Source organism: Fulvimarina manganoxydans, from assembly GCF_900176465.1.
Classification (GTDB): domain Bacteria; phylum Pseudomonadota; class Alphaproteobacteria; order Rhizobiales; family Rhizobiaceae; genus Fulvimarina; species Fulvimarina manganoxydans.
In genome coordinates, this window is sequence record NZ_FWXR01000041.1 from 1 (window position 1) to 12,321 (window position 12,321).

The following is a 12,321-nucleotide window of genomic DNA, read 5'->3' on the forward strand; positions in this document are numbered from 1 at the left end:
ACCTGATCGCGATCAGAACCACAAACGAAGCGCCCCATGCCAACCTCCGGTCAACCCGGAAGACCATAGCACGAGCAGCGTTTTGACACAGCCAGCGCCCATTCCAGTCGTTTGAGGTTGCTTTTGTCCTTCCGGAAAGCGGACACCGAAGGTTCGCTCTTTTCGCTCGTTCACGCCGCGTAACGAAAGCGGACGATAGTATTCTAATTGCCGCCAGATGAAACTTTAGTGGCAGGCGAGGCATGACAGGGCGGGAGGAGGAATGAGCTTTCGGCCGACGCGAAAGATGAACCTATATTGGGGTCGATTTTGCTTGGCGTCGATTGAGTAGTGAAGCCAATTCCGTGCAATTTTCACATATAAGAACCTCCTGTATATCTCTATTTTGAATCACGCTCCCAATACCACGCAACATACTGGCGCTTCTTGTCGTGCCCGCGGCGTTTGAGGGCATCGCGGACAGACCGTACGTCCTTCTTTTCGCAGGCGAACCAGATGAAATCGTCCTTTTCCATAACCTCAATCGCGAGCCTCGCGGCCTCTGCGAGGACACTGTCGCTGCGGGGCGCATAAGACTTGCGGTGCAGCCAGCGCAGGTCCAGCGTCCCGGCGCTCGTGATCGGCTGTTCTTCGCGGGCGTCCTCGACCTCGATCAACGCCCTCAGACGCGTTTCGGCCGGGACTTCGGCCGCGATGCGGGCGATGGCCGGTAGGGCGCTTTCATCGCCGAAGAGTAGGATTGAGCTGGCTTTCGGAATGCCGCCGCCGCCGGGGCCAAGTATGGCAGCTTTGTCACCAATGCGCGCATTGCGGGCGAAGTCAGCGCCAAGCGTTTCCACATCGGTCTCTTGATGCTGGAAGAAATCAACCGCAAGCTCGCCCTTTTCCGCGTCGACGGACCGGATCGTGTAGATCCGCACCAGAAGGGCGTCCTCGCCGTCGGGCCAGGCGATGCGGCCGTCCGCGCGATAGCCCGGCCAGACGGGGTCGCGACCTTGCGGGGGAACCAGAAGCCGCACATGCAAATCCCCCTTCAGAAAGAGCGCGACATCGCGGCAGGCGAAAGTGACGCGGCGCATGCGCGGCGTGATGTCTTCCGCCCGCAGAACGGTGACCTCGTGCAGATGGGGCAGAACGCCGGCGGCGGGCGGATCGCGCCACGTCAGCTCGAACGGGTCCTCGCCGGCGAAGTAAAACAGATGCTCGGCGATCGTGTTGCGGCTGAGATCGAGGGACGACTGGCTCGGACAATCGAGTTCGATGAGGATCTTGCGATCCGAGAGCCGCATCCGGGCCTTGCCGAGATCGCTGACGAAGGTGGCCGCGTTCTCCCGGCGCTCGACTGCCGCATGTTCGATGAAATGCTCGCACATCTCGTCCAATATGTGGGCGCCATCCTTGGCCAACGCCTCGCCCATCAGCCGAAAATTGGCCGCTTCGCTCATTGTCCCATAGCCTCCATGGCCTCGTTCTGTGCAGGCGTTGTGTCCACCCGATGCCGCCCGATCGGCACCATCATGGGACGCCCGGAAACCGGATCGCTGACGATCCGACTGCCGATCCCGAAGACCTGCCGCACGGTCTCCTCGGTGAGCACCGCCTCCGAGGTCCCGCTCGCATGGAGCCGTCCGGCCGTCATGGCGATGAGGTGATCGCAATAGCGCGCGGCAAGGTTCAGGTCGTGCAGCACCATGACGATCGTCGTGCCCCTCGCCGCATTTAAATCGTGCAGGAGATCGAGCACCTCGACCTGATGGCGGATGTCGAGAAAGGTCGTCGGCTCGTCGAGGAGAAGGAGATCGGTCTCCTGCGCAAGCGCCATGGCGATCCAGACCCGCTGGCGCTGCCCGCCGGAAAGCTCGTCCACCGCACGGTTCGCGAGATCGACGGTCTTCGTCGCTTCGAGCGCGGCCGCCACGGCCTCATCGTCCCGCTGGGTCCAACGGGTGAAGACACCTTGATGGGGACTGCGGCCCCGGCCGACGAGATCGAGCACGGTGATCCCCTCGGGCGCGACCGGCGATTGCGGCAGAAGGCCGAGCTTCTGAGCAAGCGCTCGCGGCGCGATCTTATGGATGTCCTTCCCATCCAGAAGGACATGGCCGTGCTTTGGCTTCAGCAGGCGCGAAAGGGCACGCAGAAGCGTGGACTTGCCGCAGGCATTGGCGCCGACGATCGCGGTGATGCGGCCCTGCGGCACATCGAGATCGAGCGCGTCGAGGACGAGCGCGTCGCCATAGCCGGCGACGAGCGCCCGGGCGGTCAGGCCTTGAGCCATCATAACGCCCTCCCTGTGCGGTTCACGCGGATGATCAGATAGATGAGATAGGGGGCACCGAGGACCCCGGTGACGACCCCGACCGGATAGCGGGCCGGCAGAAGGAACTGCCCGGCAAAATCGGCGACGAGCACGAGAACCGCCCCGACAAGGGACGAGGGCAGGAGCAGGGAACCGTTCGCCCCGACGATGTGGGCCGCGATCGGCCCGGCGAGAAAAGCGACGAAGGCGATCGGCCCGGTCACCGCCGTCGCCACGGCGATGATGCTGACCGCGCTAATGATGATAACGATCCGGCTTCGCGATACGGGCGTTCCGAGCGCGGCCGCCATGTCGTCTCCAAGTCGAAGCGTCTCCAATTCGCGGCTGCGCGAAAGGAGAAGCAGGCCGAAAACGATAAACGTTGTCAGCAGCGGCAGCGCCTCGTCGAGCCGCGCGCCGTTGACGCTTCCCGAGAGCCAACGGATCGCCTCCTGCCGGTTCCAGGCCGGCGCGTTTAAGAGGACATAGGAGATGAGGCTCTGCAGCATGGCCGAGACGCCGATGCCGACGAGGATCAGCCGCGTTCCCGCCTCGCCGTTTCGAACCGCGAGCCCGTAGATCAGCATCGCGACGGCCAAGCCCGCCAGGACGGCCAGGATCGAGACGACAGGTCCGGTCAGGGAGAGACCGACGATCGCGAAGACAGCGGCCGCGCTGGCGCCCGAACTGATCCCGATGATGTCTGGGCTGGCGAGCGGGTTGCGGAGCATGATCTGGAAGGCCACGCCGCCGAGGCCGAAGCTCAGCCCGGCCAGGATCGACAGAACGGTTCGCGGCAGGCGTAGCACCTCGACCGTGAATGTGGCGCCCGGCACCTCGCCGCCGAGAAGAATGCGCAGGACATCGGTGATCGGCACATAGCTTCGTCCAAGCGTCAGCGTCACGACGGCGGCGGACAGAAGGAGCGCAAGCAGCAAAGCGACAAGGCCTCGTCTGCGACGCGCGCACCTTTGACGGGACGCGGCGACGAACTGATCTGGCGGAGTGACCATCGTCAAAGCGCGCGCACCCTTCGGGCGCGCACGATCCAGATGAAGAAGGGCGCACCGATCAAGGCGGTGACGATACCGACATCGATCTCGGCGGGACGGGCGACGATGCGCCCCAGAATGTCGGCCGCGACCAGAAGGCCGGCGCCGCCAAGCGCCGAGAACGGCAGGAGCCATCGATAATCGACGCCGGCGAGAAGGCGGCAGACATGGGGCACCACGAGCCCCACAAAGGCGATCGGTCCGCAGACCGCCGTCGCGGCCCCGCAGAGAAGAATGGCGCCGGCCGCAGCGGTCAGCCGCGCGACCGCGACCCGTTCCCCAAGACCTGTGGCCATGTCCTCGCCAAGGGCTAGGAGATTCAGCTTGCGGGCGGACAGCAGGCTGATCGCGAAGCCGGCACCTAGAACGGGAAGAATGGACAAGGTGCGCGAGAGCGTCGCTCCCCCGACGCCGCCGATCTGCCAGGACTGGATGCCTCCCGCAATGTCGGCGCGCGGCAGAATGATGGCGACCACCAAAGACGAAAAGGTGATCGCGGTCGCCGTGCCCGCTAAGGCCAGCTTGAGGGGAGTCGCCCCATCCCGCCCGAGCGAGCCGATCGTATAGACGAAGACCGCCGTCAGCCCCGCGCCGACGATCCCGCTCCAGAGAAAATCCTGCGGATCGCTCATGCCGAACCAGGCGATGCCGATCACCACGGCGAGCGCCGCGCCGGTGTTGACGCCGAGAATGCCCGGATCGGCGAGCGGATTGCGCGTGACGCCCTGCATCACGCAGCCGGCCACGCCGAGGGCCGCACCCGCCAGAACCGCGAGCAGGGTTCTTGGAACTCTCAAGCTGACCGCGGCCTCGGCGATCGTCTCGTTGGAGCCCGAAAGCCCGGCGACGATCTCGCTCAAGGACGTGGTCCGGGTGCCGATCGAAACCGAGAGAAGGCATAAGACGGCGAGAATCGCGAAGGCCCCGGCAAGCCCCGACAGATTGAGGCTCCGCGACCTCCAGGGTGTTGGCGCAAGAGCCTGGTGAGGCGGCGTCACAGGCCTCATTCGGCTTTGCCGGCGGCGTCCGACAGGAGGGCCAGATAGTCGTCGAGCACCCAAGGGATTCCGAGCGGCGTCGGATTGGCCGCCGTGCCGAGCGGGTCGCGCCCGAGCGCGACGATCGCCTTGTTGCGGATGGCGGGCAGCGTCGACAGAAGCGCGTTTGCTGACAGGCGTTCGATCGTCCCCTCGTCCCCATAGGTGACGACGATGTCCACATCCTCGAACATGTCCACCCTTTCGGCGCTGACCGAGCCGGAGAACACGCCGCTCTTCGATGTCTCGACGACGGCGCGAGGCGAAGTGAGACCGAGGTCCTTGAAGAACTGAACCCGCGTATCGTTGTCGGTATAGAAGCTGATGCGGCTCAGATCGAGCGGATCGACATGGGTGACGAACATTGCCGTCTTTCCAGCGAGATCAGGATGGGCGGCAACAGCTTTCGCGATGTCCGCTTCGATGCCAGCGATCAGTGCGTCGCCTTCGCTCCCCATGCCGAGCGCGACGCTGTTCAGCCGGATCATCTCCCGCCACTCGGTGGACCAGGGCGCTTTGGGATAGGCGACGACGGGCGCGATCTGAGAGAGGATCTCATAGTCAGACTGGCTGATGCCCGAATAGGCCGCAAGGATCACATCGGGATCGGTCGCGGCGACCGCTTCGAAATCGATGCCGTCGCCCTCGTCGAAGAGGACAGGAGGCTCGCCGCCCAGAGCGTCGAGCGCCTCGGCCACCCAAGGCAGCACGCCGTCGCCGTCGTCATCGCCGAAATTGGCCGCGGCCATTCCCACAGGCACGATCCCGAGCGCCAAAGGAACCTCGTGATTGGCCCAGGCGACCGTCGCCACCCGCTCCGGCTTCCTGTCGATGACCGTCCTGCCGAGGGCATGGTCGATGACGATCGGATAGGCAGGCTGTTGCGCCAAGACACTGCCTACGAACCCGAACGGCAAGAGGAGCATAAGCGCCGACACTCGGAGCAATTTCATCATCGGTAAACTCGTGAGGAAGGCGCCAGGACCGGCGACGCAAGCGCTCTGGGTGGGGCGGCCTACCAAGTGTAACGCAGGCTCACATCGATCTCGCGGCCGGCATTGTAGAAATTGGCCCCGAAGCCGCCATAGGCCACATATTTCTTGTCGAAGAGGTTCTTGGCATTCGCCTGCAGCGTGGCGTTTTCGGCAAGCTCGTAGATCAGAACGGCATCGAATTCCGTATGGCCGCCGACTTCGAGCGTGTTGGCATCGTCGAAATAATACTGACCCTCGTAACGCGCCCCGACACCGACCGTCAGATCGCCGCGAAAGCCCGATCCCGGAACCGTGTAGTTCAAGAAAGCGGAGGCCACATGTTCGGGGACGAAGGCCGGGCGATTGCCCGCGTTTCCAAGAGTCCCGTTTTCGACGATTTCGGCGTCGAGATAGGAATAGCTTGCAATCACATCGAAACTGAAGGGCAATTGCGCCTTGGCCTCGAAGTCGAAGCCGCGCACGCCGATCTCGCCGATGGGCACGCGCTGAAGGCTGACGGGGTCCGTGCGTGTCAGGTTGTCCCGGGTCAGGTCGTAGACCGATGCCGTGACGAGGGTTGGAAAGTCGTGCGGCTGATACTTCACGCCCACTTCATATTGCTCGCCCGTTTCCGGCTCGACCCCGATCGATGCCGGCACCACCGATTCCGAATAGCTGCCGAAGAGCGAAACCTCCTCCGTCAGGCGATAGGTCAGGCCGAGCCGGCCTGTGGTCTCGCTGAGATCGTCCGAGAGGGTGGCGCCGTCGAACTGGTTAGTCTCTGCAAGATCCAGCCAGTCGTTGCGCAGACCCGCCGTGACGATGACGGTGTCGAAGAAGGTGAGTTCCTCCTGGGCATAGAGAGCGCGGGTGCGCTGGTCGGTCTGCCTGCTGGAATAGAGAGGAACCGAGGACGGCGCCCCCGTGAAGACCGGATTGCGAACATCGATCGACGGAGCCGAACCGAAAAATGCGTCATTCGTCCCGTCCGCGTCGCGATATTCGACGCCGAACAGGGTGCGGCTCCCCACACCTGCGATATCCGTATCGTACAGGCCGTGAGCATCCATCACGAAGACGTCGGAACTCGCATCGTTGCCGAAGAACGACCTCGAGGCGATCGAGGACCCGTCCGGGGGCGAAGCGGAAATATAGGCATAACCGTAATCGCTGTTGGTGCTCGAATAGCGCGCGGTGGAGGCGATCGACAGACCGTTCTGGAAATCGTGGTCGAAGAACAGGCTTACCGTATCGCGCGTGACGCCGCGGCTGTTGTAGTCCGGCTCACCGAAGAAGCGGCTGCGCGAAAAATCGAAGCCGATCGGCTGGCCACCGCTGCCCGGAACGCTGTCGATATAGAGATGGTCATAGACGACGGTGAGATTCGTGTGGTCCGTCGGCCTCCAGGTCAGGCCGCCCTGGATGAATTTCTCGTCGTCGTTGGAATAGTCGTATTCCTTGTCGGCGTTCTGAAACTTGCCGGTGATGCGGAAGGACAGCGTATCATCTTGGGTGAGATTGGCGCCCGTGTCGAAGCCGACTTCCTTGTGGCTATAGGAGCCGCCCGTCACATAGACTTCGCCGAAGATGTCGCTGCGGGGACGCTTGGTCACATAGTTGATCAGGCCACCGGGAGCCGCCAGGCCAAAACTCGACGAGTTCGCACCCTTCAACACTTCGATCGTATCGAAGGCATAGATCTCTTCGCGCGGCGCCCCGAAAGGCAAGCCGAGCGGTAGGCCGTCCCGAAACGCATAGGCGTCGAGACCGCGAATGCGGATGAAGTCGAAGCGATCGTCCGATCCGTAGAAGCCGGTCGTGACGCCCGCCGTATAGTCGACCGCCTCCTCCACGCTGTCCGCATTGCGCCGCGTCAACTCCTCCGCGGTGATCACCGAGACGGAGGCCGGCGTATCGAGAAGGCTCGTCGGCATGCGGCTCGCGCCCGTCGACTGGTCGACGACGATGCCGCTGTAATAGCCGCCCCCAAGAAGACTACCAGCTCCATCGGCTTCTACCGTCACTGTATCAAGCAAGATGGCATCGCCTTGGCTGTTCTCTCGCGCCGACGTAATGCCAGTCTGAATAAACAAGAACGCGCAACTGCCGAGAAGCATCGAGGTCAAACGCTGCCAACAAGCGTCTGTGTTCACGCGCTTGAACTTGCTATTCATCATTATTTCCGCCCGATACGCATAACTTTTAATTGCGACGATCTCCCTTCACAACGTTAGGGCTTTCTCAGCCACGACAGGAATCGTCCAACGATGAAAATATGACAATTATCATCATAAAATGTCGAGGCCCGATGCGCATCCTGCGCAGTGTCACAACATACTGTTGCAGATTGAACACACAGGTAATCGCTTCGGAAGCGCACGATTTGAAAAAAACACGGTACAATGAGCGAAAAACGGCCCTAAGGGAGGAGATCATGCTCGGACGGGAGCGGATGGATCTGTTTAAGGCAGCTTGTCGAAGCCCAATGTCTGAAAAATGCCAGTCTGCTTCCGGCCCTTCGATCCCTGCTGACAACCCTCGATCCTTCTTTGTCGGCCATCCCGGCCGATGGAGAACGACAATGGGACATTCCGAGTATGATCCGGCGGGCAGGACTCGTCGAGCATGGAACGCTGGACGGACAGTCGGCGCAAAACGGGCCCTGAAGCCGCAACAGGTCTGGGCGATCCGCTTTTGGCTCGATCGCGAAGGACGTGTTCGCGACCGAGCGTTGTTCGATCTTGAAATCGCCAGCAAGCTTCGAGGCTGCGACATCGTGAAGGTCAAGATCGGCGATCTGACGTCCGGTGGACGGGTCCGAACGCGAGCGATCGTCGTGCAGCAGAAGACCAAACGGCCGGTCCAGTTCGAACTGCTCGAACCAGCCAGATCGAGCCTTCTGGTCTGGCTGGAACTGAGAGGCGGGACGATTGACGACTACGCCTTCCCGAGCCGGATTGATCGGACGGATCATCTAAGCGCCCGGCAGTACGCCCGTCTGGTCGACGAGTGGGTGACTGCGATCGGTCTCCGGCGAGAGGACTACGGAACGCATTCTCTCCGCAGGACGAAGGCGTCGATTATCTAAAAGGCGACCGGCAACCTGCGAGCGGTTCAAATCCTTCTCGGTCATACGAAGATCGAGAGCACCGTTCGCTATCTTGGCGTCGATGTCGAAGATGCTCTGACCCTTGCCGAAAGGACCGAGGTATAGGATCGCCATAGAACGGCCGCTTCTGAGAAATCGTAGCGGCCGGATCGGTTACCATGTCGGGTGGAAACCAGTCTGTCCGGTTTTTGGGACGAACAGCCTACGAGCAGACATCCGCGCAGATCCATCTGGCGCCGCGAGGATCAATCGTTGGCAATGAGCCGCAGCATCGTTTTCACGCCATCCATCACGCTGGTGAAGCCCTTCTCCGATTTCATGCGTCCTCCGGCTTGGAAATCGAGCAGCCCGTGCACCGTGGCGTAAATCAATCCCGTTAGCTGTAGCGTCGGGATGCTCGGGAGGTTTCCCTCCGCCTGAGCTTGCCCGACGAGCTTGGCTAACTCCGCAAAGGTTTCCATTGCCGCCTCCTCCAACGATCCCCCGCGCGACGCGATATCGGGATCACTGAACAGGAGGCGGTAACGAGCCGGATGGGCCTCGCCGTATGCGACGAACTCTGCCAACGCAGCCGCAAGCTTTCCGATCGCTGGTTGGTCCGACGCGCTGATGGACTCGAATAATCGTGTGAAGACACGCAAGTCGCGCTCGGCGACGCCCGCCAGCAACGCCGAGCGATCCGCGAAGTGGCGATACGGGGCGTTATGCGAGACACCAACCGCGAGTGCCACGGCCCGCAGGGTGACCGCAGCCTCGCCGCCCTCGTCCAGCAAAAGCGCCGCGGCATCGGTCAGTCTTTCGCCTGTCCCCATGGCCATCCTGATGGGTACCCCTCAAACCGTCAGACGACCCGTGACCGCGCTGCCTCGGTCAACGTCGCTGGGCGTTCGTTTGGTTGCAGATGCACCAACGCTTCGGAGTCTGTCCAGAGCTGCGCCGCCTTCGCCGTGTCATACGAGAGAACGGAAGAGCGCTGCTCGATCAGGTGGCCATCGTTGGACTGAAGATAATGGCCCGAGGCGCTCGCAAAGTCCGGGGCGGTGGTGACTGTCCGAGCGAGGTCCCGGAGAAGTCGACGCTGCCCTGCGTGACGCCCATTCGCCGCATCATGAACTTCATCCCGCGCGTCTTGGCGAGCCACTGGACGGGCTTCGGCATGGTACGGAGCAGTCCGGTCTCCGGGATCGAACCTGGATCGAAGGCAATCGAAGCGACCGAGCTTCCGGTAGCCCGCAGGCGGCGATCCAGCTCGTAGGCGAACAGCATCGTGCACAGCTTCGAGGTCGAGTAGCGCACGCCCCCGGACAGGGGCTTAGCGCCGTTCCTGCCATCGTTGGCGAGCGCCAAGGCGTTCGGTTCAGCCACCTTGCCGACCATCCGGCCATCGGCGGTGTCGGGGTCGTGGGTACCGCTGGCGGTGAACACGACGCGACCGTTCGGCACAAGCCGATCGAGCAATAGGTTCACCAGGAGAAAATGGCCCAGATGGTTGGTTGCGAAGGTATCCTCGTAGCCATCAGCACTATACGAGATCGGCCCCCGGAACTGGCCGCCGGCGTTGCAGACGATGGCCTGAAGCGGGGCAATCTCGCCGCGATCAAGCATGGCGGTAAGCTGCGCTGACGCCGACCTGACCGAGCCTAGCGATGAAACGTCGAGGGGCAGCAGCACGACCTTGGCTGCTCCTCCTGCGTTCAACTGCCCCGCCGCCCTCTCCATGCGCTCCGGGCTGCGCCCAGCCAGAACCAGGTCGAGCCTGAGGCGCGAGGCGATCTCCTGCGAAGCAGTGAACCCGATGCCGGCGTGGCCGCCGGTGATCAAAACTGTACCCATATGCGATCTCCATGTTGACATCGTCAACAAAACCGCATCATGTTGACGATGTCAACACAATCTCAAGTTTTTCCCGATTTGAACACAGAGCCGACTTTTGGCCCTGCCAACTTGTAATGTAAAACGTTCGTTTTACATTGATGTCCAATGGGTACCGAAGGAGGCTCTCGATGGACAAGACCACTAAGCTAACCGCCGCCGCCGAGCGGCTCTTCGATCGGCATGGCTACATGGCCACCGGAATGGACCGCCTGACCGCTGCTGCGGGGATGTCGAGCCGGACGCTGTATAAGCATGCCGGCAGCAAGGCGCAGCTCATGGCGCGGGTGCTGACGGAGCGGGACCGGCGCTTCATGGCTCGACTCGAGGTACAGAGCGTCGATGCGCTGTTCGCGACGCTTGAGGACTGGGTGCGGGTCGAAGGCATGCGGGGATGCCTGTTTCTGCGATCACGCGCCGAAACAGGCGGCGACACACCCGAGATCGCCGAGGCGGTGGCGATGCACAAGGCGGCATTCCATCTACGAATCGAGGAGGTTGTCGCGGTGGACCTCGGACGCCAAGACCCGGTCTTGGCCGAGCAGGTGCTCATTCTCCTTGAAGGAGCGACCCAGGCAGCGGTCTACCGTGGTGCGGAATCCGTCTCCGCCGCAAGGGCGGCTGCCGCCATCCTGATGGAGAGGGCGCGCGCATGAGTCCCGCTCTTCGCATCGGCGCCATAGGCTTCGGCCTGATCGCGGTCTGCTACGGCTTCGCCCGCTTCGCCTTCGGTCTATTCCTGCCGCAGATCGACAGTGATCTGGGCCTCGGCCCGTCGCTCAGCGGTATCATCTCTGGCGGCTCGTTCGCCGGCTACTGCATCGCCATCGTCGCCTCGGCGGTGCTGACGGAACGGATCGGCGCACGAGCTGTAGCTGTGGGGGCGGCAATCGCCGCCGCCGCCGGCATGGCCGGGATCGCACTTGCGCCGTCGCCGCTGATCCTCGCCATCGCCGTGGTGGTGGCGGGATCGAGCACGGGTCTTGCCTCCCCGCCCATGGCCGCGGCCGTTGCAGCCGCGGTGCGCAAGAGCCGTCAGGATCACACGAATACGGTAATCAATGCCGGGACGAGCGCAGGCGTCGCCCTTTCGGGACCGATCGCGTTGGCGATCGCCGGGCAGTGGCGGCTGGCCTTCGGCGCCTTCGCCACCGTGGCGGTAGTGCTCGCGCTCGCGGCGGCGGTCTCCCTTCCGGCCTCTCGGGGCGAACAGAACGCCGGCGGCTTGCCTCCGATGAATGGCCCGGTAGTACGCCTGATCTCCGCGTCGTTCTTGATGGGAGCTGCGAGCACCGCCCTGTGGTCCTTTGGAGGCCAGCTCGTTTCGCAGCAACTGGGATGGGGGCCGACCGGAACCGGCATCCTGTGGACCTGCATCGGCGCTGGAGGCATTGCCGGAGCCTGGGCCGGCACGCTCGTTGGCCGGTTCGGTCTTGACCCGGTTCACTGGACTTTTCTGGGTCTGATGTCGGCGAGCATAATCGCAGTCGGATCGGGTATTGCGGCGCCAGCCCTCGCCTTGATCGGGGGCGCACTCTTCGGGGCGGCGTATGTGATGCTGACGGGGGTCTACCTTGTCTGGGGAACACACGCCCTGCCGGACCGTCCCGCGACTGGGCTCATGATCGGGTTCCTGACCATCGCAGTCGGCCAGACCGCTGGCGCACCTCTCTTTGGGTTCATGATGGCAGGTACGGATGCAGGGCCTGCTGTGACGTGTTTCGCCGTCGTCGCGCTCTTCGCCGGGGCCTTTCGGGCAAGAAGCGCGACCGAGAGCGCGGTTGCGCAGCCTTCGAAAGGCACAGGGAAGCGCTTCGACTGAATGTCGTGGAAGGGCTCGAAGCGGACATTCGCTGCGCTCTGTTCGAATGACCGCAGTGGGTCCAGGCCGTGTCAAAACGTCGACAGGGTTATCGTTCGATGTTTTGAGGCCGACCGGATGGCCGAGCGCCGGGAGATGGGGCTTTGACGGCTGCGT

The 12,321-nt window shown here is 62.9% G+C and carries 10 protein-coding genes and 1 pseudogene; 3 read left to right on the top strand and 8 right to left on the bottom strand.

Going from position 1 to position 12,321, the window contains the following annotated elements:
* Window positions 1-380 precede the first annotated feature (380 nt).
* The 6 genes from B9A15_RS22045 to B9A15_RS22070 all read right to left on the bottom strand — a co-directional run bounded on the left by B9A15_RS22045 (window position 381) and on the right by B9A15_RS22070 (window position 7,398).
* Window positions 381-1,445: a DUF2218 domain-containing protein gene (locus tag B9A15_RS22045; protein ID WP_084413107.1), complete on the bottom strand. Its 1,065-nt coding sequence runs from the start codon at window positions 1,443-1,445 to the stop codon at window positions 381-383.
* Window positions 1,442-2,281: an ABC transporter ATP-binding protein gene (locus tag B9A15_RS22050; RefSeq protein ID WP_084413108.1), complete on the bottom strand. Its 840-nt coding sequence runs from the start codon at window positions 2,279-2,281 to the stop codon at window positions 1,442-1,444. Before B9A15_RS22050 ends, B9A15_RS22045 begins: the two co-directional genes overlap by 4 nt.
* On the bottom strand, window positions 2,278-3,312 hold the full coding sequence (locus B9A15_RS22055) for a FecCD family ABC transporter permease (protein WP_084413109.1): 1,035 nt from the start codon (window positions 3,310-3,312) through the stop codon (window positions 2,278-2,280). The genes B9A15_RS22050 and B9A15_RS22055 overlap by 4 nt, the downstream gene beginning before the upstream one ends.
* Window positions 3,313-3,314: 2 nt before the next feature.
* Window positions 3,315-4,292, bottom strand: coding sequence for a FecCD family ABC transporter permease (locus tag B9A15_RS22060; protein WP_244557085.1), 978 nt, complete (start codon window positions 4,290-4,292; stop codon window positions 3,315-3,317).
* Between the two features lie 62 nt (window positions 4,293-4,354).
* On the bottom strand, window positions 4,355-5,314 hold the full coding sequence (locus tag B9A15_RS22065) for an iron-siderophore ABC transporter substrate-binding protein (protein WP_244557086.1): 960 nt from the start codon (window positions 5,312-5,314) through the stop codon (window positions 4,355-4,357).
* A gap of 89 nt (window positions 5,315-5,403) precedes the next feature.
* The gene (locus tag B9A15_RS22070; RefSeq protein WP_244557084.1) at window positions 5,404-7,398 is read right to left on the bottom strand and encodes a TonB-dependent siderophore receptor; all 1,995 of its coding nucleotides are present in this window, start codon (window positions 7,396-7,398) and stop codon (window positions 5,404-5,406) included.
* 545 nt (window positions 7,399-7,943) lie between these two features.
* Between B9A15_RS22070 and B9A15_RS22075 the strand changes: the two are divergent.
* Window positions 7,944-8,576, top strand: a pseudogene (locus B9A15_RS22075) (tyrosine-type recombinase/integrase).
* Window positions 8,577-8,716: 140 nt separating this feature from the next.
* Here the strand turns inward: B9A15_RS22075 and B9A15_RS22080 are convergent.
* Both B9A15_RS22080 and B9A15_RS22085 read right to left on the bottom strand, forming a co-directional pair.
* Window positions 8,717-9,283 (bottom strand): TetR/AcrR family transcriptional regulator, encoded by a 567-nt coding sequence (locus B9A15_RS22080; protein ID WP_170923407.1) that lies wholly within the window; start codon window positions 9,281-9,283, stop codon window positions 8,717-8,719.
* Window positions 9,284-9,452: 169 nt separating this feature from the next.
* Complete coding sequence (locus tag B9A15_RS22085; RefSeq protein ID WP_170923408.1) at window positions 9,453-10,304, bottom strand: SDR family NAD(P)-dependent oxidoreductase; 852 nt, start codon at window positions 10,302-10,304, stop codon at window positions 9,453-9,455.
* 170 nt (window positions 10,305-10,474) lie between these two features.
* On the opposite strand from B9A15_RS22085, the gene B9A15_RS22090 reads away from it, so the two are divergent.
* Both B9A15_RS22090 and B9A15_RS22095 read left to right on the top strand, forming a co-directional pair.
* Window positions 10,475-10,999, top strand: coding sequence for a TetR/AcrR family transcriptional regulator (locus B9A15_RS22090; RefSeq protein ID WP_084413114.1), 525 nt, complete (start codon window positions 10,475-10,477; stop codon window positions 10,997-10,999).
* On the top strand, window positions 10,996-12,165 hold the full coding sequence (locus B9A15_RS22095) for an MFS transporter (RefSeq protein WP_084413115.1): 1,170 nt from the start codon (window positions 10,996-10,998) through the stop codon (window positions 12,163-12,165). Before B9A15_RS22090 ends, B9A15_RS22095 begins: the two co-directional genes overlap by 4 nt.
* Window positions 12,166-12,321 lie beyond the last annotated feature (156 nt).